Source organism: Thalassolituus sp. (genome assembly GCF_984348125.1).
The window spans coordinates 1-20,905 of record NZ_CFHJLR010000032.1 but is presented as its reverse complement, the minus strand read 5'-3'; the positions used below and the strand labels follow the sequence as shown (position 1 = coordinate 20,905).

At 51.6% G+C, this 20,905-nt stretch carries 24 protein-coding genes; 15 read left to right on the top strand and 9 right to left on the bottom strand.

The annotated features are described in order from the left end of the window. Window positions 1-85: 85 nt before the first annotated feature. Window positions 86-2,314, bottom strand: coding sequence for an NADP-dependent isocitrate dehydrogenase (locus tag AC5E51_RS15785; protein WP_491778810.1), 2,229 nt, complete (start codon window positions 2,312-2,314; stop codon window positions 86-88). 215 nt (window positions 2,315-2,529) lie between these two features. On the opposite strand from AC5E51_RS15785, the gene AC5E51_RS15780 reads away from it, so the two are divergent. The 5 genes from AC5E51_RS15780 to dusA all read left to right on the top strand — a co-directional run bounded on the left by AC5E51_RS15780 (window position 2,530) and on the right by dusA (window position 6,400). Then, window positions 2,530-3,159, top strand: a complete 630-nt coding sequence (locus AC5E51_RS15780; RefSeq protein ID WP_297533527.1) for a pseudouridine synthase — start codon at window positions 2,530-2,532, stop codon at window positions 3,157-3,159. A gap of 93 nt (window positions 3,160-3,252) precedes the next feature. After that, window positions 3,253-3,705, top strand: a complete 453-nt coding sequence (locus tag AC5E51_RS15775; protein WP_297533526.1) for an NUDIX hydrolase — start codon at window positions 3,253-3,255, stop codon at window positions 3,703-3,705. Further along, on the top strand, window positions 3,706-4,800 hold the full coding sequence (gene mnmA, locus AC5E51_RS15770) for a tRNA 2-thiouridine(34) synthase MnmA (RefSeq protein WP_491778809.1): 1,095 nt from the start codon (window positions 3,706-3,708) through the stop codon (window positions 4,798-4,800). Continuing rightward, on the top strand, window positions 4,800-5,435 hold the full coding sequence (gene hflD, locus AC5E51_RS15765) for a high frequency lysogenization protein HflD (RefSeq protein WP_068440144.1): 636 nt from the start codon (window positions 4,800-4,802) through the stop codon (window positions 5,433-5,435). Before mnmA ends, hflD begins: the two co-directional genes overlap by 1 nt. Beyond that, entirely contained in the window at window positions 5,435-6,400 is a 966-nt protein-coding gene (dusA, locus tag AC5E51_RS15760) for a tRNA dihydrouridine(20/20a) synthase DusA (protein WP_491778808.1), read from the top strand. The genes hflD and dusA overlap by 1 nt, the downstream gene beginning before the upstream one ends. Window position 6,401: 1 nt before the next feature. Here dusA and AC5E51_RS15755 read toward each other — a convergent pair whose 3' ends face one another. After that, window positions 6,402-6,722, bottom strand: coding sequence for a rhodanese-like domain-containing protein (locus AC5E51_RS15755; protein ID WP_297532720.1), 321 nt, complete (start codon window positions 6,720-6,722; stop codon window positions 6,402-6,404). 131 nt (window positions 6,723-6,853) lie between these two features. On the opposite strand from AC5E51_RS15755, the gene tal reads away from it, so the two are divergent. Genes tal through AC5E51_RS15740 form a run of 3 tightly spaced genes read left to right on the top strand, consistent with a single transcriptional unit; the run spans window position 6,854 to window position 9,070 of the window. Beyond that, entirely contained in the window at window positions 6,854-7,801 is a 948-nt protein-coding gene (gene tal / locus AC5E51_RS15750; RefSeq protein ID WP_488074040.1) for a transaldolase, read from the top strand. Then, window positions 7,798-8,226, top strand: a complete 429-nt coding sequence (locus AC5E51_RS15745) for a tellurite resistance TerB family protein (protein ID WP_297532716.1) — start codon at window positions 7,798-7,800, stop codon at window positions 8,224-8,226. Before tal ends, AC5E51_RS15745 begins: the two co-directional genes overlap by 4 nt. Continuing rightward, window positions 8,216-9,070: a DNA replication terminus site-binding protein gene (locus AC5E51_RS15740; protein WP_297532714.1), complete on the top strand. Its 855-nt coding sequence runs from the start codon at window positions 8,216-8,218 to the stop codon at window positions 9,068-9,070. Before AC5E51_RS15745 ends, AC5E51_RS15740 begins: the two co-directional genes overlap by 11 nt. An 87-nt stretch (window positions 9,071-9,157) precedes the next feature. Here AC5E51_RS15740 and sthA read toward each other — a convergent pair whose 3' ends face one another. The 3 genes from sthA to AC5E51_RS15725 all read right to left on the bottom strand — a co-directional run bounded on the left by sthA (window position 9,158) and on the right by AC5E51_RS15725 (window position 11,908). After that, entirely contained in the window at window positions 9,158-10,549 is a 1,392-nt protein-coding gene (sthA, locus tag AC5E51_RS15735) for a Si-specific NAD(P)(+) transhydrogenase (RefSeq protein ID WP_297532712.1), read from the bottom strand. A 66-nt stretch (window positions 10,550-10,615) separates the two neighbouring features. After that, complete coding sequence (gene nqrM / locus AC5E51_RS15730) at window positions 10,616-10,849, bottom strand: (Na+)-NQR maturation NqrM (RefSeq protein WP_068435307.1); 234 nt, start codon at window positions 10,847-10,849, stop codon at window positions 10,616-10,618. Between the two features lie 27 nt (window positions 10,850-10,876). Continuing rightward, complete coding sequence (locus AC5E51_RS15725) at window positions 10,877-11,908, bottom strand: FAD:protein FMN transferase (RefSeq protein ID WP_297532709.1); 1,032 nt, start codon at window positions 11,906-11,908, stop codon at window positions 10,877-10,879. 217 nt (window positions 11,909-12,125) lie between these two features. On the opposite strand from AC5E51_RS15725, the gene AC5E51_RS15720 reads away from it, so the two are divergent. Next, window positions 12,126-12,461 carry an ArsR/SmtB family transcription factor gene (locus tag AC5E51_RS15720; RefSeq protein WP_084189078.1) on the top strand — a complete coding sequence of 112 codons (336 nt, stop codon included), beginning with the start codon at window positions 12,126-12,128 and terminating at the stop codon, window positions 12,459-12,461. A gap of 8 nt (window positions 12,462-12,469) precedes the next feature. Here the strand turns inward: AC5E51_RS15720 and AC5E51_RS15715 are convergent, their stop codons facing one another. Further along, window positions 12,470-13,354 (bottom strand): DUF4062 domain-containing protein, encoded by an 885-nt coding sequence (locus AC5E51_RS15715; RefSeq protein WP_297532705.1) that lies wholly within the window; start codon window positions 13,352-13,354, stop codon window positions 12,470-12,472. 36 nt (window positions 13,355-13,390) lie between these two features. Further along, window positions 13,391-14,332, bottom strand: coding sequence for an AEC family transporter (locus AC5E51_RS15710; RefSeq protein WP_297532703.1), 942 nt, complete (start codon window positions 14,330-14,332; stop codon window positions 13,391-13,393). A 77-nt stretch (window positions 14,333-14,409) separates the two neighbouring features. Between AC5E51_RS15710 and AC5E51_RS15705 the strand changes: the two genes are divergently transcribed. Genes AC5E51_RS15705 through AC5E51_RS15695 form a run of 3 tightly spaced genes read left to right on the top strand, consistent with a single transcriptional unit; the run spans window position 14,410 to window position 16,444 of the window. Next, window positions 14,410-14,745, top strand: a complete 336-nt coding sequence (locus AC5E51_RS15705) for a hypothetical protein (protein ID WP_491778807.1) — start codon at window positions 14,410-14,412, stop codon at window positions 14,743-14,745. Then, window positions 14,745-15,833: a class I SAM-dependent methyltransferase gene (locus AC5E51_RS15700; RefSeq protein WP_297532699.1), complete on the top strand. Its 1,089-nt coding sequence runs from the start codon at window positions 14,745-14,747 to the stop codon at window positions 15,831-15,833. The genes AC5E51_RS15705 and AC5E51_RS15700 overlap by 1 nt, the downstream gene beginning before the upstream one ends. Further along, window positions 15,833-16,444: an IMPACT family protein gene (locus AC5E51_RS15695; protein WP_297532697.1), complete on the top strand. Its 612-nt coding sequence runs from the start codon at window positions 15,833-15,835 to the stop codon at window positions 16,442-16,444. Before AC5E51_RS15700 ends, AC5E51_RS15695 begins: the two co-directional genes overlap by 1 nt. On the opposite strand, the gene AC5E51_RS15690 is transcribed toward AC5E51_RS15695, so the two are convergent. Further along, window positions 16,430-16,810, bottom strand: a complete 381-nt coding sequence (locus AC5E51_RS15690) for a hypothetical protein (protein ID WP_297532695.1) — start codon at window positions 16,808-16,810, stop codon at window positions 16,430-16,432. The genes AC5E51_RS15695 and AC5E51_RS15690 overlap by 15 nt on opposite strands. Window positions 16,811-17,003: 193 nt before the next feature. On the opposite strand from AC5E51_RS15690, the gene AC5E51_RS15685 reads away from it, so the two are divergent. The 3 genes from AC5E51_RS15685 to AC5E51_RS15675 all read left to right on the top strand — a co-directional run bounded on the left by AC5E51_RS15685 (window position 17,004) and on the right by AC5E51_RS15675 (window position 19,648). Continuing rightward, window positions 17,004-17,534, top strand: a complete 531-nt coding sequence (locus AC5E51_RS15685) for a hypothetical protein (protein ID WP_068441064.1) — start codon at window positions 17,004-17,006, stop codon at window positions 17,532-17,534. A 69-nt stretch (window positions 17,535-17,603) separates the two neighbouring features. Further along, window positions 17,604-18,983: a prephenate-dependent tRNA uridine(34) hydroxylase TrhP gene (gene trhP / locus AC5E51_RS15680; protein ID WP_491778806.1), complete on the top strand. Its 1,380-nt coding sequence runs from the start codon at window positions 17,604-17,606 to the stop codon at window positions 18,981-18,983. Then, window positions 18,980-19,648, top strand: a complete 669-nt coding sequence (locus tag AC5E51_RS15675; protein WP_491778805.1) for an RluA family pseudouridine synthase — start codon at window positions 18,980-18,982, stop codon at window positions 19,646-19,648. Before trhP ends, AC5E51_RS15675 begins: the two co-directional genes overlap by 4 nt. Window positions 19,649-20,614: 966 nt before the next feature. Here AC5E51_RS15675 and AC5E51_RS15670 read toward each other — a convergent pair. Further along, window positions 20,615-20,845, bottom strand: a complete 231-nt coding sequence (locus tag AC5E51_RS15670) for a hypothetical protein (RefSeq protein ID WP_301378789.1) — start codon at window positions 20,843-20,845, stop codon at window positions 20,615-20,617. Window positions 20,846-20,905: the final 60 nt, after the last annotated feature.

The following is a 20,905-nucleotide window of genomic DNA, read 5'->3' as shown; positions in this document are numbered from 1 at the left end:
CACTCGGAGTCAGGCTTTTTCATTTGCTGTCCCAAAACTGTGGGACAGCAGTGGCCGGAAGGCGGTTTTTTCTTTTAACCCAGCATTACTGCTGATCAATCAGAGAATTAAGAGTATTGCTCGGACGCATCACTTCCGTGGCCTTCTCAGGATTCGGCCAGTAGTACCCACCGATATCAACCGATGAACCCTGTACAGATTTCAGTTCTTCCAGAATCTGAGATTCATTGTCACTGAGAGCGTTTGCCAGCGGCTTAAAGTGCTCAGACAGCTCGGCGTCATCAGTCTGAGCGACCAGAGCCTCCGCCCAGAACTTCGCGAGGTAGAAATGGCTGCCACGGTTGTCCAGATTACCCAACTCGCGCCCTGGAGATTTCTGCTCCTGCAGAATTCGCCCTGTCGCGACATCCAATGTTTTGCCAAGTACTGCAGCCTTAGCATTGCCAGTCTTCTCTGCGAGGTGCTCCAGTGACGCAGAAAGCGCCATAAACTCGCCCAGAGAATCCCAGCGCAGGAAGTTTTCTTCAAGCAGCTGCTGAACATGCTTTGGTGCAGAGCCGCCAGCCCCTGTTTCAAACAGACCGCCGCCGCTCATCAGAGGGACAATTGAGAGCATCTTAGCGCTAGTGCCCAATTCCAGAATTGGAAACAGGTCAGTCAGGTAGTCACGAAGTACGTTACCAGTAACTGATATCGTGTCTTTGCCGTCTTTCATGCGAGCCAGCGTGAATCGAGTAGCTGCTTCCGGCGCCATAATGCTGATTTCCAGCCCGTCAGTATCTGCTTCTGAAAGATATGTTTCGACCTTCTTGATCAACTCAGCATCGTGAGAGCGTTTCTTGTCAAGCCAGAATACGGCTGGAGTGGAAGTCGCACGAGCGCGATTAACAGCAAGGTTTACCCAGTCACGAATCGGAGCATCCTTAGCCTGGCACATGCGCCAGATGTCACCCTTGGCAACATCGTGCTCAATTAACTGTTCGCCTGATTCGGTAATTACACGCACTTTGCCGTCAGCAGGAATCTCAAAGGTTTTGTTGTGCGAACCGTACTCTTCTGCCTTCTGAGCCATCAGACCTACGTTCGGTACAGTACCCATGGTGCGCGGGTCGAAAGCGCCATGCTCTTTACAGAAGTCGATTGTTTCCTGATAAACACCAGCGTAACAACGATCCGGAATCACTGCTATTGTGTCATGCAGGTCGCCGTCTGAACCCCACATTTTGCCAGACGAGCGGATCATCGCAGGCATGGAAGCGTCTACGATAACGTCATTTGGCACATGAAGGTTGGTGATGCCTTTATCTGAGTTGACCATCGCCAGATGCGGGCGGTTTTCGTAACAAGCTGCGATATCCGCTTCGATAGCTTCACGCTCTGCATCGGGCAGCTTCGCTATTTTCGCATAGACGTCGCCGAGGCCGTTATTAACATCAACGCCCAGACGCTCAAAGGTTTCTGAATATTTTTCAAAAACAGGGGCAAAGAAGACTGACACCACGTGACCAAAGATGATTGGGTCTGAAACTTTCATCATGGTTGCTTTCAGGTGAACTGAGAACAGCACGCCCTTCTCTTTTGCTTCCTGGATTGTCTTGTCGAGGAAAGCCCGAAGAGAGGCAGCACGCATGACAGATGCATCAATAACTTCACCATCAAGCAGCTTCAGACCTTCTTTGAGTGGCGTTACGTTGCCTTCAGCATCAACGAACTCAATATCAACAACGTCAGCATTCGACAGTGTGAGCGATTTTTCGCTACCGTAGAAGTCACCTTCTTCCATATGCGCTACAGAGCTCAGGGAATCAGACGACCACTCCCCCATTGAATGAGGATAGCTGCGTGCATACTCTTTTACTGACGCAGGTGCGCGACGGTCAGAGTTACCCTCACGCAGAACCGGGTTTACGGCACTGCCTTTAATACGGTCGTAACGAGCTTGTACGTCACGGTCTTCGTCCGTTGCCGGATTGGACGGATAAAGCGGAACATCAAAGCCCATACTGCGCAGCTCTTTAATTGCTTCGCGTAGCTGTGGCAGAGATGCACTGATATTCGGCAGCTTGATAATATTGGCTTCTGGCTGCCCTGCAAGGGTGCCCAGCTCTGCAAGCGCATCAGGAATACGTTGTTCTTTTTGGAGGAATTCCGGGAAGTTGGCCAGAATACGGCCCGCCAGAGAAATATCACGTGTCTCAACATCGACGCCGGCAGAGCGGGAAAACGCCTGAATAATCGGCAGAAGTGAGTGAGTTGCCAATGCTGGCGCCTCATCGGTTTCAGTATAAATAATCCTGGATTCGTTCGCGGACATTGTGTCTCCTGTTGCGTTACGCTATTGCTGTGTCGCATGAACCGGCTTCACTAACTTGTGGTAAGTGAAGGACTCCGATCCGGTATGGCTGCAAGCTGGTGATGCCAGATTGCATCTAAACCGATGCTGAGTAGCTTCTTAAGTGCCGCTAATTTGTAGTTTTTCTACAAAAAATGCAAGCTAGACAAAAGAATAAGTAATTTTCTTACAAAACCATGGCTCGCCTGATACTTCTTAACAAACCATTCAACGTTCTTTGCCAGTTCACTGACAAAGAAGGACGACCCACTCTGGCCGACTTCGTAACCACACCCGGGGTATATCCAGCCGGGCGGCTCGACTATGACTCCGAAGGCCTGGTTCTGCTTACCGACTCCGGACCTCTACAGGCAAGGATAGCTGACCCTCAGCATAAGATGACAAAAACCTATTGGGTGCAGGTTGAAGGACGTCCTGATGATAGCGAAATTGATGCGCTTCGGAGTGGGGTCACCCTCAAGGACGGCCCAACCCGCCCTGCCAAAGTTGCCATTATTGAGCCACCCAACGTTTGGGAGCGAAACCCTCCGATTCGCTACAGGGAAAACGACGTCACCACCTGGCTACAAATCGAAATTTCAGAGGGGCGTAACCGGCAGGTCAGACGCATGACAGCCCATATTGGCCACCCCACTCTTCGTTTGATCCGGGCATCTGTCGGCCCCTGGTCACTCAGTGACATAGGCAAGCCCGGAGAGTTCACGTCCGTCGAGGTTCACATGCCAAAGAACTCCGGATCTCGCCGGAAGCCAACGAAACATAGCAGCAAGCCGACTCGACGCAACAGCACTCAACGCAAACGCTGAACCTCCAGCGCGGTAGCCATTCGAGCAGCCGCCAAAGATGCCTCATGCGAGCATTTCAGGTAAACTTCGCAGCTTGATTTTACCGGAGGCCTCATGACTGCCGAACGCTGGACACCGCACGCTACCGTAGCCACTATCGTCACCCGCGGGGACGACTTTCTCATGGTGGAGGAAATGAGCAATGGAGCGCGCGTCATCAATCAGCCAGCCGGACACATCGAGAAAGATGAAGCTGTTATTGATGCAGCCGTGCGTGAGACCCTTGAAGAAACCGGGTGGGAAGTGAAACCTACAGCCCTGCTCGGGTTTTACACCTACACAGCGCCCGCTAACGGTGTTACTTACCATCGGTATTGTCTTATTGCTGAAGCTATCCGGGAAGTACCAGGCGCAGAGCTGGATGAAGGAATTATCGGCCCATCATGGATGTCTATTGAAGAACTGAGGGGCGCCACCAATCTGCGTAGCCCCATGGTACTGACCTGCGCTGAAGACTACCTCTCGCGTAAACATTATCCGTTAGACCTGATTGTTGAGCATCCCTGAATGACAGACATCTCCAATACCAAAGTCATCGTCGGCATGTCTGGCGGTGTTGATTCTTCCGTATCTGCCTACCTGCTGATTGAACAAGGCTACCAGGTGGAAGGCCTGTTCATGAAGAACTGGGACGAAGATGATGGGACGGAATACTGCACGGCAAAAGAAGATCTTGCAGACGCCCAACAGGTCTGCGACACGCTTGGTATAAAGCTTCATCAAGCTAACTTTGCTGCAGAGTACTGGGATAACGTATTCGAACACTTCCTCCATGAATACAAGGCAGGCCGCACGCCGAATCCGGATATCCTGTGCAATCGCGAGATCAAATTCAAAGCCTTTCTTGAGTACGCAAAAGTACTGGGCGCTGACCTTATTGCGACCGGACATTATGTGCGTCGGGGGCAGCGTGGCGACGATACGGTCTTATTGAAGGGGCTCGATGGCAACAAGGACCAGAGCTACTTCCTGCATGCCGTCGGCGGAAAAGAGATCGCTATGACACTCTTCCCTGTTGGTGAGCTGGAAAAGCCTGAAGTTCGCAGAATAGCCGAAGAGAACAACCTGGTAACGGCCACCAAGAAAGACTCGACTGGCATTTGCTTCATTGGCGAACGTCGTTTTAAAGACTTCCTTAAGCAGTACCTTCCTGCACAGCCTGGCCGCATAGAAACACCAGAAGGTGAAGACATTGGTCAGCACAGCGGCCTGATGTACCACACTCTTGGCCAGCGTCAGGGGCTTGGTATTGGCGGTCTGAAGAATCACCCGGACGCCCCCTGGTTTGTTGCTGGCAAGGATCTTGAGCGCAACGTATTGATTGCCGTGCAAGGGAAAAACCACCCTCTGCTGCTTACCGACTGGTTGACGACAACTGAGGTGTTCTGGGTGAATGCCGCTCCGGAGACACCATTGCGCTGCAAGGCAAAAGTGAGATACCGCCAGGACGATCAGGACTGCGTCATTGAAGCAAATGACAAAGGCTTCAGGGTAACGTTCGACAAACCACAGCGCGCCGTCACCCCCGGTCAGTCGGTCGTGTTTTATCTTGAGGACCTGTGTCTGGGCGGAGGCATAATCGAGGCAACGGGAAACAACTGATGACGACACAACAAAAACAACAAGCAATCGCCCTTTCTGCCGTATTTCAGGCTGCGTCACTCGTAGAGGAACTCGCCCGCACCGGCGACGTCCCCAGCGAAGCCACGCAGCCTATGATCGATAGTCTTTTTGTTCAGAATCCGGACAACTTCGACAGTATTTATGGCGACCCTGCCGAAAGTCTTGGGCGAGGGTTGGAGACATTGCTGACCGTCAGTGACCGGGATGCGGGTCAAGTCAGCCCTGATGTCACCCGCTACGCATTGAGCCTACTCCACCTCGAGAGGAAGCTAAGCAAGGCTCCCGGGATGCTGGACGCCCTCGGGCAAGGCATTCAGCAGGCGTCCCGTCAGGCTGAGCATTTTTCGAATGCGCACCCTAATACCATTGCGGCACTCGCTGATCTGTACAAACAGACACTCAGTCAGCTGAGTTTCCGGATTCGGGTAACAGGCAACCCAACGTACCTGCAGAATGCGGGTACAGCCGACAAGGTTCGAGCCATTCTCTTATCTGGTATTCGTGCTGCAATTCTGTGGCGCCAGGTCGGAGGGCGCCGTTGGCAGCTGCTTTTCAGCCGTCGTCGTTACTCAGAAATATGTCGCGACCTCCTGACTGAATCGGACCACTCCTGATGAGTATTAATCGCCGTTTCTGCACTGCCCCCATGATGGACTGGTCTGATAAACATTGCCGCTATTTCTGGCGACAGCTGACCAAAGACACACTGCTCTACACGGAGATGGTGACGACTGGTGCACTGATCCATGGTAATCGTGACCGTTTCCTCGAATACAACGATATTGAACACCCGATCGCGCTCCAGCTAGGCGGCAGCAATCCTTCAGAGCTCGCCACCTGTTCCAGGTACGCTGAGGAATGGGGTTACGATGAGGTCAATCTTAACGTGGGTTGCCCGAGCGATCGCGTTCAGAACAACATGATAGGCGCATGTCTGATGGCTCACCCGCAGCTGGTCGCTGACTGTATTAAGGCTATGCAGGACAGTACCAGTATTGATGTGACCATTAAGCACCGGATCGGCATTGATGATCAGGATAGCTACGAGCACATGCGTGATTTTGTCGCCACCGTTGCTGAAACCGGATGCAAAACCTTTATCGTGCATGCACGAAAAGCCATCCTTCAGGGGCTTTCTCCAAAAGAAAACCGGGAAGTACCTCCTCTGCGCTACGATGATGTATACCGGCTGAAGCAGGAATTTCCAGATCTTGAGATCATCATCAACGGTGGGATTAAGACTCACAAGCAGATCGCCGAAATCATGCCGCACGTCGATGGTGTTATGGTGGGGCGTGAGGCCTACCAGAATCCGTCAGTGCTGATTGATGCAGACGAGCTTTACTTTGGCAAGCCCGCCAACACAGAGTCAGCAAAGGATGCTGTGCGAGCACTCTACCCCTATATAGAGTCTCTTTTAGCTAAAGGAGCCCCGCTTCATTATGTCAGCCGACACATTCTGGGCCTCTTTAATGGTCAACGGGGCGCGAGATTATTTCGTCGCTACCTGAGCGAACGGGCTCACCTTCGGGAGTCCGGCACTCAAGTTTTAGAGGAAGCGCTGCAGCTGATTGACTGAATTACTCAGCCATCGCTGCATATTTCTCCCTGGCATCACTCAGGCCGCCAACATTCGTGATGTTGGTGTACCCTTCAGCCTCTAACGCTTTCTGAGCAATACCAGCGCGATTACCCGACCGACAGTAAAGATAGATAGGTGTATCCTTATCTTCAACAAGGGCAGAAATCCTAGCGGTAATCTCACCATGAGGAACATTGGTCGCAGCATCCAGGTGCCCTGAATTGAACTCCCCTTCACTTCTGACATCCAACCATACCGGTTCGGAAGCGAAAACAAGCGCCGAAGTAAACAACATCACGAGCGCAGTAATTACTTTCATAACTAACTCCAATTACCTGTTTTGTATCGTCTTTTACCTTTCTCAACGTTGTTGTCAATTGACCTTAACCTTGAGTTCCTACACTCTAAGATAAGTCAGACACATTCACATTACCAGCCTGGAATATAGAAATGAGCAAACTGGAAGCACTACGCGGAATGACGGTAGTGGTCGCCGATACAGGTGACATCGAGGCAATAAAAACCCACAAGCCGGAAGACGCCACCACGAACCCGTCGCTCATTCTGAAAGCTGCAGCAATACCAGCATACCGCCCACTCCTCGAAAAGGCGGCGCAGTGGGCCTCAGCCGCAGACAACAATGATTCTATGATTGCTAACGCCTGCGACTATCTGGCCGTTGCGATCGGCAAAGAAATTCTCGGTATTATTCCCGGCCTGATCTCGACCGAGGTCGACGCTCGCCTCTCTTTCGATACAGAAGCAACCATTGCCAAGGCAAAGAAGCTTATTTCTATGTACGAGGCAGAGGGCGTTCCGCGCGAGCGCGTTCTGATCAAAATAGCCTCTACCTGGGAGGGTATTCAGGCAGCGCGCAAACTTGAAGCGGAAGGCATTACCTGCAACCTCACCCTGCTGTTTAATTTTCATCAGGCAATTGCTTGTGCTGAGGCGGGTGCAACGCTGATTTCACCCTTTGTTGGCCGCATTCTCGACTGGCACAAATCTAAGCTCCCCGATGCTGACTTTTCCGGCGACAATGATCCAGGCGTTCAGTCGGTCGCCAGAATCTATCGCTATTACAAAACCTACGGGCATAAGACCGTAGTTATGGGGGCCAGCTTCCGTAACACCGGCGAAATCGAAGCTCTGGCGGGCTGTGACAAGCTTACAATCAGCCCTGACCTGTTAGCAGAGCTGGCAGCAGATGCTACCCCATTGGTACGCCGTCTAGAGCCTCAGCTGACCAGTGCAGACGAGGAGGTTAAGGTCGACGAGGCAACCTTCCGCTGGGCCATGAATGAAGACGCCATGGCTACCGAAAAATTGGCTGACGGTATTCGTCGCTTTGCTGCAGACCAGCAATTACTAGAGCAACAACTGACAGAGCTCCTATGATTCGCAAGTTTTTCGAAAAACTCACCGGTGAGCAGTACGTACCTGAGCCCGAAGACTCAGCTATTGCTGCCGCGGTGCTAATGACAGAAATCATTCGTGCTGATCATGATGTGGACGACACAGAGAAAGACGCGATGCGAGCCGCTCTTAAGAGCCTGATTCCCGAACGGGACGTCGAAACGTTACTTTCAGAGGCTTTTGATACGGTCGACGTCTCAAATGATTTGCAGCGTTTCACATCTGCGATTCATGATCAGTGGGAAGTGGAGCAAAAGATGGAACTTCTGGTCTCGCTATGGAGAATCGCCTACGCCGACAACGATCTGGATAAATACGAGGAGCACATGATTCGCAGAATTGCCGATCTTTTGTATATTTCTCATTCCGATTTTATCAAGGCAAAGATAACCGCACGTGATCACTGAACTGAAGTCGTGCTTTGACGACCTCAAAGCGCGCCTCTCTGATTTAACCGGGCACCTCAATACAGAACGTCCACACCACTTCTACCCTCTGAGTGATACCGAACAGGCGATAAACCCCGACCCAATCCATTGGGCAAACGACCATCTCGCTGATCTCTGGTATATGTCTCATGAGCAGGACGGAAGAACAACGCGTAGCCGTCACGGGCTTATTCTCGCAAGCCCGGAAACCCAGTTGCTGATCAAAGAGGTAAATGACTGCAAAGAGGCTTTTGCACGGGTATCGAGAACACTCCGGGGCACCTCTGAAGCGAATCTGAAGAGCGCTCTCAGTGCACTTGATGCGCGCGGCTCGTCGTTTCGGAATCTCATTGGCAACGCAAGCGGACTTCGCCGCATTCACCTGAAACAATGCACAAGAACCCTTCCTCTCCTTGATGAGTATCCGGTGAGCTGCCGTTTTACCTGGTATGCCCATGGCCGGAGTATCAAGCGCATTTCAGTCAAAGAAGCCGAGCAGGCTTTGCTGGATATAGGTGAAGAGAAAGCACATGTACAAGCTCAGCTAAAAATACTTGGCAATCTCCCCCCAAGCTCAAAACTTGCCCAGGTCCAGACACTTGCACCGACAGTCAGAGCCAACGTTGTATTTCAGAGCGGGCGAAAATCACTTAACTGTCCGCTCCCCATCTTTGTTGCCACAGACAATCCGCATGGTGAATTGCCCAACATAAAAGATGTTCCGCTAACACCGCCCGAGGGGCGTAGTAGGAAAAGTAGAGAAGATAATCTGATTAGCGAGGCTCCGATTCTGCCCAGCTTGAGAGTTCACACTTACGAATAAGTACCACAAGGAACAAACAGCACAAGGAATAAGTACCGGTACGAAAGAGTAAGCTGACTCTGCTACAGCAGAGCCAGCCTTGTCGCATCAGAGCCTGTTCAGGCCATTGAGCGCTGCAACCCGGTAAGCTTCTGCCATTGTCGGGTAGTTGAATGTCGTATTGACGAAGTAACGAAGAGTATTCCCCTCACCCTTCTGATTCATAATGGCCTGGCCGATGTGCACAATCTCAGCTGCCTGGTCACCAAAGCAATGAATACCTAAGAGCTCCAGCGTCTGACGATGAAACAGTATCTTGAGCATACCCACGCCTTCGCCAGTAATCTGTGCACGTGCGATGTTCTTGAAAAAAGCCTGCCCGACCTCGTACGGGATCTTCTCTTCAGTCAACTGACGCTCGTTTTTACCGACCGACGAAATCTCAGGAATCGTATAAATACCTGTAGGTACTTCGTCAACAAAACGGAACTCGTCGGGAGATGAGATGATTGCAGCCGCCGCGCGGCCCTGGTCATAGGCTGCAGAAGCAAGAGCTGGCCAGCCGATCACATCGCCAATGGCGTACACATGAGGCACCGCGGTACGGTATTCGCCATCGACATCGACCTGACCACGACTGTTTGTTTCAAGCCCTACGTTCTCCAGTCCAAGGCCGTCGGTGTTACCCGAGCGTCCTGCGGCCCAAAGGAAAGCATCCGCCTTCACTTTTTTACCCGAAACCATGGTCATAGTTACGTGACGCTCATTAGCTTCAACGGAAGAGAACTGTTCGCTGTGACGAATCAGAGCGCCCTTGTCACGCAAGTGATAGCTAAGCGCATCAGAAATTTCATCATCAAGGAAGTTGAGCAGGCGATCACCCGGGTGGATCAGGTCAACTTTAACCCCAAGGCCCGAGAATATTGACGCGTACTCACAACCAATCACACCTGCACCGTAAATAATAATGGTACGTGGCGTGTGCTCAAGGCTGAGAATGGTGTCTGAGTCATAAATACGTGGATGATCGAAATCGATCCCCTTCGGACGCCAGGGGCTTGAACCTGTCGCGATGACAAATTCATCGGCAGTCAGACGGGTATTGGCCTGAGCACCGGCCATAACGTCCAGCGTGTGCTCATCAACGAACTGAGCCTTGCCTGTATAAACGCTGACGCGATTGCGGCCATAAAACTCAGTCCGCAATTTCACCTGCTTGGCAATGACCTTCTCAGCGCTTTTCAGGACCTGAGGGAAAGAGAACCAGCGCGGCTCCCCGATTTCCCGGAACATTGGGTTGGTATTGAACTGAATGATCTGCTTAACCGCATGACGGAGGGCTTTGGATGGAATCGTCCCCCAGTGGGTACAGTTACCACCAACCATTTTCTTGTCTTCTACGACAGCGACTTTCTTGCCCTTTTTGGCTGCATTCATCGCAGCCCCTTCACCCGCAGGGCCTGCACCTATAATGACGACGTCGTAATGGTATTCCGCCATGAATCTGAAACTCCGTTATAGCAATCAGTTATGTCTATTGTAGGCAATAATCAATGAACTGCTGGATTAGCGCTTAGTTGCATCATAAAAATCGGCACCATCGGATGCCTTGGCTGCCTCTTTGCTCTCTTTTTCGCAACGCGACTTATCGCCACCACAGACATCACAGGCCTGTTCCATGCCGATAGCGCTCATGCCGCCGCACGAACCTGATATAGGTTTACGCCCCATAATCACACCAATAGCCATAGCAGCAACAATGGTGAGCATAACACCGAAGGCAACAAGAATTGTCGACATAATCAAACTCCAGAATGATATGGCTGATCAGTGGCCCGCAGAGCCAAACATCCGCTCAAATGCTGATGAAGAGGCTTCTTTGAAACCATCGCCATCACGAATAATAAAATAAGCCGGCAGGTCATTCGCTTCCGCCAGCGCCATGGCAGCCTCAGGCCCGGCCACGTTGAGTGCTGTAGCCCAGGCGTCTGCCAGAGAACAGGTTGGAAGAATCACACTGACCGACGCCAAAGCGTGACGAATCGGATAACCCGTCAGTGGATCAATTGTGTGTGAATACCGTTGACCATTTTCTTCAAAATAGTTCCGGTAATCTCCCGATGTAGCGACCGCGTGATTTCCGGGTGCGATGATTTTCTGGGCTGAATGACCGACTTCCATTACGGGCCGCTCAATTGCGATACGCCAGTCACCCGAGGGTTTGGCACCTCGGATACGGACCTCTCCACCGATTTCAACAAGATAGTCGCTTATCTCCATGGCTTCCAGGAGTAGACCTATGTCATCAACAGCCCAACCTTTAGCAACCGCAGACAGATCGATGTACAGCGGCACGTCCATCAGAATCTCGTTTTTCTCCTTATCGAGAGCAAGCTTATTCATACCTGTCATCTCAAGAAGCTGATCTACCTCTGCCTGGCTTGGTACGCCCTCTCGCTCTTCTGGCCCGAACCCCCACAGATTCACCAAAGGCCCTACGGTTACATCAAGACGCCCCATACTGTATCGGTTGATGTAGCTGGCGTCCTGAAGCACCGACATTAATTCCGGGCTTACTTGCACGGGCTTTCCCGCCAGCGTCTCAGAATTGGAATTCAGGCGCGACAGTTCAGAGTTCTTTTCATACGTAGAGAAGACTGAAATCAAGTGGGCGAGCCTGTCCTCAACCTGCTCGTGTACCTCTGTCGGTGTCGCCTCGCCACCAAACCAACTGATGTGATACTGCGAACCCATAGTAAACCCAGAAATACGGCGTAGCTCTGGCTGAGGTTCAGAGCAGGAAGCCATGAAGACAACACTCAACAGGATTACTAAGACAGTCTGGAGGTTCTTATTCATTGAAACAAAAGCCTTTTTCATAATTGCACGAAGTATACAGAGTGACTGTAACTTCCACCACGATGGAGAGTTGCTTTTCCGTCTTATACCCAAAAGCATGGGAAGAATTACGAAATAGAATGACAAAATAACTTAACGGTTATATTTCAGATGCAAACCATACGATATAATGAGACTGAGAATTGCTTTTGAAACGATACATCGAGTACCGGACACCATGTCGAACAATGCAGAATCTATGTCAGACGAAATGCTTGAGCTGATTGCACAGAGATTCAGACTCCTGTCTGACCCAATGCGGCTGAAAATACTTCACCAACTACAGAGCGGCGAAAAGTCTGTCACTGAGCTGGTAGAGAACACCGGCGCATCCCAGCCTAATGTCTCCAAACACCTGTCGACTCTGCGCACTCACGGCCTCGTGAAACGTCGCCAGGAAGGCAATATGGCATTTTTCAGTATTGCTGCGCCTTTCATTTTCGATGTATGCAACACAGTATGCGACAGCATGAAGAGCGAGTGGGAACAGCGGTCGAGTCTGCTAGGTAGCTGAATCGCTCATTATGACGGGAGCGACCAGATCGTGCGCGCTCCCTGCCTCACATGCTCGACATACCCTTCTGATGACCAACCATCCAAAACTCTTCTGAATTGATTCCGCTCGATACGAACACCATCCACTGCATGACTTCCGGGGTTATCCGACAGCAATCTCGCCTTAACCTCAGCAGTCAAAACCTGTTCCATATGCGTTCTGAGACGATCTTCACTGGCACCGAGACGCAACAGCGGCAGAACGCTTCTCCAGATTCTGTCTGTCTTCATAGGTAGCTTAACCAGCTGGTGAGCAAGATTCCCTCCGCGATACACGTTAGCCTGAGCAATCAACTCAATGTCTTTCCGTGGTGGCGTGCCGAGTGGCGCAACTTTCGTTGGAAACGAGCGTTCTGCCATCCTGATACGATCACTGTCGTCGGCGATGCGCGCGAGCGCTTTGACATCGCGCTCCCAGTTCTTCAGGAGGGTTTTCACATGGACGCTTAACTCATCCAGCAAATGCCAGATTTTACCTGACACCTGGCTCCGCACTTGCTGACGTAATTCTTGCAACCTCACGTCACTGGTGCCACTGCCATCCATACCCGTCTGCATAAGGTAGTAAACAGGCTTGTGCAACGACTGCGCATAAACCAGCTCACGATGCTGAAAACTAATGCCGGTGGGCGTCGTTGGGCCGTAGTTTTCGCCCAACAGCAAAAGAAAAGCATCCGCCTGCGCAATCTGCTTTTTTACCAATTCCCAGTCATACTGAGCGTAACGTGCATCCCAGACAAGTCCTGCGCCCACAGCGCCAGCCAGGGCGACTTGTCGATCGACCTCGAATCGCGCTGCAACATCATCTGGCAGACTGGAGACGTAGACTAGGAGATATTCTTTGCTCGGCATTTCCGTACGCAAGATAGGGTTCTGTTAAGCTGACAACTATAACAGCCCAGACAGATTCAGAACATAGATAATCGTCGTCACCGTCACGCCTGAACCGAGCGTGGATAGAGCTATCACATCCGCCGTCAGGCGGCTATCAGCATTCATACTCTTAGCCATAACAAACGCTGCTGCTGCCGTAGGAGAGGCAAACATAAGAGCAATAACCCCCAACGCCGCCCCAGTTATCCCGATATAAACTGCGGAAACAATAATTAATACAGGCAATACAACCAGCTTGAGAGCAACGGCCGACCAGACTACTGAGTTGGCAACCAATGCTCGATTCATTGTCAGTGATGCACCAATACCAATAAGGGCCAAAGGAAGGGTTAAACCAGCCAGAATATCGCCGGTCTGGAGAAGCACCTGAGGCAGTTCCTGGCCAAAGCCTCGCACGACGCCTGCCAGCGCAATGGCAATAATCAAAGGATTTCGAGCCGTTGTTATCAGTTGCTGCCCCCAGGAAATATTCTTATCCCCGGAGGCAAGCACCCAGACAGAGAGAAGATTGTAGACTGGCGTAACCACCGCTAATACAAGTGCGCCCAGTATCGCACCCTCTTCCGGGTATGCATTCAGACAGAGTGCGAGGCCGACAATCCCGAGGTTCGACCGAAAAGCCCCCTGAACAAATGCTCCGTGGCGTCGAGGCGAAACGCGAAGCACCCTAGACACAGCAAAAACAAACGCAAATGCAGCGAGCGAGGCACCCAAAGAAAACCACACCAGCGGCAGATGCTGAGAAACCGCCATATCAGCGGTCACAATCGCCAGAAACATCAGCACCGGCAAAGACACATTAAACACAAGTCGCGACGAGGTAGCTACGAAAGCATCATCGATATGCTGTTTATGCCGGAGGTAAACCCCGAGTACGACAAGCAGTACGACGGGCACAGTAATGGAAAGAGTCTGGATAAGTAGTGAGATATACATGCCCCGGAGTATACACCCGATGAAAACAGCATGTGAGTCAGGTAAAATGCCCGCTCACTTTTACTGAAGCAGCCACCATGACCCGTAAAAAGAAAACCCGCTCGCTATCGCGCATCCATCAGGTGAAAACCGGAAGCATCAAAAAGCTGAAGCGAGAGGCTGGCACCGATCGTCAAAGCGGTAAGCGCACCAGTAAAAAGAACAAATCTGTTTTTGAGAAATTTCTGGATTCGAATCCAGAAGCCAAAAAGCAACTGAAAGCCGACCAGGAAGCAGCACGCAAAAAAGAAGGCAAGCAGCGTGTGGATTCTCAAAAAGACCGCGAAAACAAGCGCGAAGAAGAAACCAAAGAAAGAGATCCAGATCTGCTTAGTCTGCTGGACAACAACAAGCGCGACGAAGACCTGTACTGATGCCCCACTGGCCTAAAGCCGACCTGAACCTTCGGTGCTACCCCGATGTACCTGCTAACGTCAGCATGCCCTGGGATGCTGCTGATGAATTCCTGATCAATGAGGCTACCCAGCCGGTCAGCCTCATATTGAATGATCGCTACGGCGCCCTGTCCTGCGCATTCCCAGACGCTCAGTTATGGCATGACAGTTTCTGCGCCCAAGTAGCGACACAACAGAACCGGAGCGAAAACGGACTGTCGGAAGCAGAGTTTCTAAGCCACCCTGACCTGTCTGATGCCTTCGCTCATGTCAAATCTGACGGTGAAAACTCAACGGTCCTGATCCGTATTCCTAAGCAGAAAGAGCAGCTGGCAGAACAACTGCACTACCTGTCGAGGGTGTCTCCTGATGCCACGGTTCTTCTTGCCGGAATGGCGAAGCACATCCCAATACCACTATTAAACTGGCTTGAGGAGCATGCTGGCTACTACGAACAGCTGCCAGTAGTGCGCAAGGCCAGACTGATAAAAATACGAGGGTTAGCCGGATTCAGAGACCTGCTACCATCCACCCGCAGCTATGAAATCAACGGCTTTTCCCTGTCAGCACCGGCCGGGGTCTTCTGCGGTGATCGCCCAGACCCTGGGGCACGTGCAATGCTGAAGCACTTACCTTCCAACCAGACCGGGATTATCTGCGATCTGGGGTGTGGCAATGGCATACTCTCTGTACATCTTGCCAACAACAATCCGGAAGCAACCATCATAGGTACCGACGATTCTCTGCTGGCAACCCTTTCAGCCAGGGCGAACCTCAAAGCCAACTCCCTTAATGGTGATATACGTCAGGGCAACATCCTGTCGTCGGTTGATGAAACCCTGGATACAGTTATCTGTAACCCACCATTTCACGATGGCCACAAGCAGCTGACCTCCATCGCAGAGAGTATGTTTCATGAGAGCTTCCATCAGTTACGCCAAGGCGGAGAGCTTCTTGTCGTTGCAAACCGCCACCTGCCGTACACAAAAGTACTGAAGCGACTATTTAAAGACGTAGCGCTTATTTCTGACGACAAACGCTTCAACATTTATCGCTGCGTTCGCTAATGCTTGTATTCCCACTGAACGGCCACAGCTGCGAAACAGACGTCAAAAACAGTCGATTTATCGCTGAAATACTTCCGATCACAGACCCAGAGATTACCAAGATACGGCAGCAGGCCCTCAAGGAGGCCCACCCCAAAGCTAATCATGTCTGTTATGGCTTTCGCGCCATAAACCCGGAAGGTCAGGTAGTCGAAGGGTTCAGTGATGATGGAGAGCCCGGCGGCACCAGTGGCCCACCCATATTGAAAGTGATGCAGCACCACAACGTAATCAACTGTGCAATTCTGATTACCCGGTACTTCGGTGGTATTAAACTGGGCATGGGCGGCCTTCAGCGCGCGTACGGCAGTTCTGCGTCGGACGCGATCATGAGCTTTGGCAAAGAAAATTGGGTGGAGTGGCGCCCCGTCAAGACGCTATGTATACGCTGCGATTTCAAAAATGAAGCTCAGGCCCGCTATATAGCGATAGAAGTCGGAGCCGCCGTTGAGGAAGAGCAATATTCGGAAACCGGGGTTGCTCTTACACTAACGGTCACAGAGGATCAGGAGACCCTTCTGCGAAATCACGGGGATGCCCGATTATTCGAAATAACATCAGGCACGCCTTAGAATTTCTGGAATCTCGCATGGCTCGCGGACGGGGTGAATATTGATATTACCAACGCCTGCGCCAGCCAGACGGTTGTAGATATCGCATGGAGAAGCTTCAAAACGCAGACACAATACCGACTTATCCGCACAGATGCGCCTGACTGAATGCACACGACAGACGCCAAGACTTTCCAGGTAGGTATTCTGTTCATCATTAGACGCGCGCAACTGCATTTCGAATTCCCGGAACCGGCCACTCTCATCCCTCAACTCAGCGAGTTCACGCTGACTGATCACACTCTCAAATCCCATCGGGGTGAGCTGATTAATATCGACTGATAGGTGTGTGCCAGAAACATCTACCAGTGTAAGCTCAGTATTCATAGGCCTTGCCGCTTAACTGTACACATAATAGACAATAGACAACGCTGAGATTTATGCAAAGTCAATACTACATGGCACGCCACTTTGTAAAACGAGAACTGTCATACATGCTTCACCATAACCTTGTGATCAAGCTCTCATTGCTACTTTTTCTGTACAATAACCTCCTACCAATAATCACGGAGCTCAATCAGTGCCATCCGATACACACCTCAGTCCGATTGCCCGCAGTGCCTGGTGTCTCGCGCTTATCGACAGCTGCATTCCACATCTGACTCTTGAAGAAAGCGAGACTGCTTCAAACTTTGATCACTGGAAAAAAGCAATATCAAAACTCAGGGCTTTCATCAGCGGTGAGTTGAAGTCAGAGTCGAACCTTGAACGCTTCTACAACGCATTTTCTGACTGGGAAGCCACCTTCGAGAACACTGACTCCCTCAATGGACGCATCTCTGCTTTGGTGTTTTCTGCGACCCACACAGCGTTTGCGGCTCTGTTTGATGAAGATTCGGATGACACCTCACTCATACGAGGCAACATTAACGATCTCCATCAGGAGCTTGAAGCTCTCGGCGGCGACGGTGAAGGACTGGCCGACTATTGGAAGGAGCTGGACAGCGAATGGACATCAGCCCTGAGCAATGTAAAGCAAAGGCCTATCTCTGGTGCCATTCTGCGCTCGCTCGCAGACGTTGACACCTCGCCTTTCGGGTTGTCCTCCTGATCCGTCGCAGCTGCCAGAAATACTAAATTATGCTAGTCTCCGCGCTCGAATTTGCGCGGAGGCTACACCATGACCTTTACCCCAGAACTGCTATCGCCCGCTGGTACGCTGAACAACATGAAATACGCGTTTGCCTACGGTGCTGACGCTGTATACGCCGGCCAGCCAAGATACAGCCTTCGCGTGCGTAATAACGACTTCAACATGGAAAACCTCGCCACAGGCATTGAGTACGCCCACAATCTGGGCAAGCAGTTCTACGTCGCCAGCAACATCGCCCCGCACAACTCTAAGATCGCGACCTATATGCGCGACATTGAACCCGTCATTGAAATGAAGCCGGATGCGCTGATCATGTCAGACCCCGGCCTGATTATGATGGTCAAAGATAAGTGGCCGGATCAGGTCATTCACCTCTCCGTTCAGGCGAACGTCGTCAACTGGGCCAGCGTCGAGTTCTGGCGTCGTCAGGGCGTCAGTCGGATCATCCTCTCGCGCGAACTGTCGATTGAAGAGATCGCCGAAATCCGCGAAAAGTGCCCGGAGATGGAAATCGAAGTCTTTGTTCACGGCGCACTCTGCATTGCTTATTCAGGCCGCTGCCTGCTCTCCGGCTATATGAACCACCGTGACCCGAATCAGGGCACCTGCACCAACGCCTGCCGCTGGAAATACGACGCCCACGAAGCGGAAGAAACCGCCCAAGGTGACGTTGTCCCGAAGGGCGTGAACGAATTCGATCCAACTCTCGGGCGCGGCGCGACCTCGGATAAGATCTTCCTGCTTCAGGAAGGCAACCGCCCGAATGAATATATGCCGGCGTTCGAAGACGAGCACGGCACCTACATCATGAATTCCAAGGACTTACGCGCCATCCAGCATATTCAGAAGTTGGTGGAGCTCGGTGTACATTCGCTGAAGATCGAAGGCCGCACCAAATCTCATTACTACGTGGCACGCACCGCACAGGCGTATCGCAAAGCGATTGATGACGCTGTGGCAGGCAGAAGCTTCGACAAAGGACTGATGGATACACTGGAGAACATGTCGAATCGCGGCTACACCGAGGGCTTCTTCCGCCGTCATGTGCATGACGAGTATCAGAACTACGAACGCGGCAACTCAGCCTCCGTGCATCAGCAGTTCGTTGGCCAGGTCACTGATGTGCGCGACGGTCGTTTAACCATTGAAGTAAAAAACCGCTTCCAGAATGGCGATACCGTCGAACTCATGACCACTGCGGGCAATGTGACCTACACCCTCAACGACATCCGTGACACGGGTGGCAATCCGCGAGACGATGCGCCCGGCTCCGGTTTTATCGTAACCATTCCTGCTGACGGCCTTGAGCACCTGCCTATGGAGCGCGCCATGTTGATCCGTAACCTGCCGGATGCTCCTGACCAGAACGCAGTGATCGCTGCCGAACAGGTGACGCCAACATCATGACTGAGGGTCGGCACACCTCACGGCGGGATACCCGCCACATACCGAACGACGGCCTGATCCCGCCGCTCTATATCGACGACGACATCATCGTCGTCAACAAGCCTGCCGGCCTGCTAAGCGTGCCGGGGCGGTACCTGAAGGACTCCTGCGTCAGTCGACTCGAGGAACGCTATGGCGAGATTCTGGTGATTCACCGGCTGGATCAGGACACCTCTGGCATTCTGGTGTTTGCCCGCGACAAAGAAGCGCTGAATACCGTCCAGCGCCAGTTTGAAGCCCAGACCACGCGCAAAGTCTACGAAGCGGTCGTGATGGGAGAAGTATCCGGCAATCAGGGGTGCATCAACCTACCCATCATCGTCGACTGGCCAAATCGTCCACGCCAGATGATCAGCCACACGGACGGCCGTTATGCACTGACACGCTGGCAAAAACTCTCTGTGGAGAACGGTAATACCCGCGTCGCGCTGTTTCCGAAGACCGGTCGTTCGCATCAGTTACGCCTGCATATGCAGCAGATCGGACACCCGATTGTTGGCGATACGCTTTACGCAGGCGATGCTGCGGAGTCAGAACCAAGACTTTGCTTGCACGCGAAAGAGCTGGATTTTGGTCACCCAGCAACGGGGGAGCGCATGGAGTTCAAATTGGAGCCCGGCTTTTAAACAGAGTCAGCAGTCAAAGCCACTGATCCTCCCGGCGAACCTCCCGCGCAAACGCCGATGAAAACGCTTTAAGGCGTGATTTCGCCAGGACATTTCGTCCCTCTGCGTTTCGGGTATAGATTAACTCTGCCGGCCCGACATACCGCTCCCAGTTTCGATGAAAGGCCTCAGCATTACTTTTATTCAAGGCCAGCTTCAGCGGTACTGCATGAAAGTCAGAGCGGCCATAACTACCCTTTCGTCTGATCAAGTACCTTGGTGAATCAATTGGGCTGACGACCTCAGCTAAAGCATCAGAAAACATAGACGATTCATAAAAGGTACCACCTAACATTCCAACAAAGTAGGTTCCATCTGCGTGCTTTATTCGCTCTACAAATAGCTGTTTCCTTGGGGTTTCGATGTATCCAGCCTCTGCGAGACTTGAGGCAACCGCTTCACCAATTTGTCCCAGAGAGAGGGTCGGCCGTCATCCTGGAAAAATTCACCAAAGCTGGCCTAACCTACTGTTTTTATTGAAAATATCCGAGACAAGTTTTTAGGTGGCCGGTAAAACTCCCAAATTTAGCCACTTCGAATGCAAACCCCTGGCGCCACTCGATTTTTTGGAAATTACGCGCAATTACGCATGGTATGCGTAATTCGATATAACGCTGACTTCTGCTATCGATTTGCACCGCTCTTTGGGCTAAAATTGCGCAGCCGACCGGGTATGAGCCCTCTCTGTCGGAAAACAGCAATAGGGTCTGCGAAGCGCCTGAGGTGGCCAGCGATAAGAGCAAATACCCTACTGAGCCTGAGAGCAGCAGGTCATCCACTGGCTTCCGGGGTTTTACTTCTTTCTTCCAGTAAACGATTCATCATTTCTGTCTTAATTGAGATTTCCGTTTCCAGCTTGCCAATCGATACAGACGCCTGGGCTTTCCAGGCGAGCAGCTCTTCATTCAGCCTTTTAAGCTTATCGAGTTACTCTGATTGTTTTTCGAGCTCGGATAGTTGGGTTTTGAGTGACTCGACTTCTGCTGATTTCGACTCCAAATTTGTTATTAGTTTGCGCTGCTCGGCTTCCAGCTTTGCAACCGTTTTCTGTGTGGCGCCAAGCTCAGCTGCCAATCTTCCGTTGTCTTTGTTCAGCTGCGTGATATCACCCTGCTTAACAGAAAGTGTTTGATTTAAAGTCCTGATTTCAGCTTGCAATTGCTGTGTTCTGGTTGAATACCCCGGACACCTCAAGAAGAGATAAACTCTTCACCAACA

Excerpts from the sequence above, each read along its gene's own strand:
- AC5E51_RS15785 (WP_491778810.1), bottom strand. The coding sequence starts at position 2,314 with ATGTCCGCGAACGAATCCAGGATTATTTATACTGAAACCGATGAGGCG.
- AC5E51_RS15780 (WP_297533527.1), top strand. The coding sequence starts at position 2,530 with ATGGCTCGCCTGATACTTCTTAACAAACCATTCAACGTTCTTTGCCAG.
- AC5E51_RS15775 (WP_297533526.1), top strand. The coding sequence starts at position 3,253 with ATGACTGCCGAACGCTGGACACCGCACGCTACCGTAGCCACTATCGTC.
- mnmA (WP_491778809.1), top strand. The coding sequence starts at position 3,706 with ATGACAGACATCTCCAATACCAAAGTCATCGTCGGCATGTCTGGCGGT.
- hflD (WP_068440144.1), top strand. The coding sequence starts at position 4,800 with ATGACGACACAACAAAAACAACAAGCAATCGCCCTTTCTGCCGTATTT.
- dusA (WP_491778808.1), top strand. The coding sequence starts at position 5,435 with ATGAGTATTAATCGCCGTTTCTGCACTGCCCCCATGATGGACTGGTCT.
- AC5E51_RS15755 (WP_297532720.1), bottom strand. The coding sequence starts at position 6,722 with ATGAAAGTAATTACTGCGCTCGTGATGTTGTTTACTTCGGCGCTTGTT.
- tal (WP_488074040.1), top strand. The coding sequence starts at position 6,854 with ATGAGCAAACTGGAAGCACTACGCGGAATGACGGTAGTGGTCGCCGAT.
- AC5E51_RS15745 (WP_297532716.1), top strand. The coding sequence starts at position 7,798 with ATGATTCGCAAGTTTTTCGAAAAACTCACCGGTGAGCAGTACGTACCT.
- sthA (WP_297532712.1), bottom strand. The coding sequence starts at position 10,549 with ATGGCGGAATACCATTACGACGTCGTCATTATAGGTGCAGGCCCTGCG.
- nqrM (WP_068435307.1), bottom strand. The coding sequence starts at position 10,849 with ATGTCGACAATTCTTGTTGCCTTCGGTGTTATGCTCACCATTGTTGCT.
- AC5E51_RS15725 (WP_297532709.1), bottom strand. The coding sequence starts at position 11,908 with ATGAATAAGAACCTCCAGACTGTCTTAGTAATCCTGTTGAGTGTTGTC.
- AC5E51_RS15720 (WP_084189078.1), top strand. The coding sequence starts at position 12,126 with ATGTCGAACAATGCAGAATCTATGTCAGACGAAATGCTTGAGCTGATT.
- AC5E51_RS15715 (WP_297532705.1), bottom strand. The coding sequence starts at position 13,354 with ATGCCGAGCAAAGAATATCTCCTAGTCTACGTCTCCAGTCTGCCAGAT.
- AC5E51_RS15710 (WP_297532703.1), bottom strand. The coding sequence starts at position 14,332 with ATGTATATCTCACTACTTATCCAGACTCTTTCCATTACTGTGCCCGTC.
- AC5E51_RS15705 (WP_491778807.1), top strand. The coding sequence starts at position 14,410 with ATGACCCGTAAAAAGAAAACCCGCTCGCTATCGCGCATCCATCAGGTG.
- AC5E51_RS15700 (WP_297532699.1), top strand. The coding sequence starts at position 14,745 with ATGCCCCACTGGCCTAAAGCCGACCTGAACCTTCGGTGCTACCCCGAT.
- AC5E51_RS15695 (WP_297532697.1), top strand. The coding sequence starts at position 15,833 with ATGCTTGTATTCCCACTGAACGGCCACAGCTGCGAAACAGACGTCAAA.
- AC5E51_RS15690 (WP_297532695.1), bottom strand. The coding sequence starts at position 16,810 with ATGAATACTGAGCTTACACTGGTAGATGTTTCTGGCACACACCTATCA.
- trhP (WP_491778806.1), top strand. The coding sequence starts at position 17,604 with ATGACCTTTACCCCAGAACTGCTATCGCCCGCTGGTACGCTGAACAAC.
- AC5E51_RS15675 (WP_491778805.1), top strand. The coding sequence starts at position 18,980 with ATGACTGAGGGTCGGCACACCTCACGGCGGGATACCCGCCACATACCG.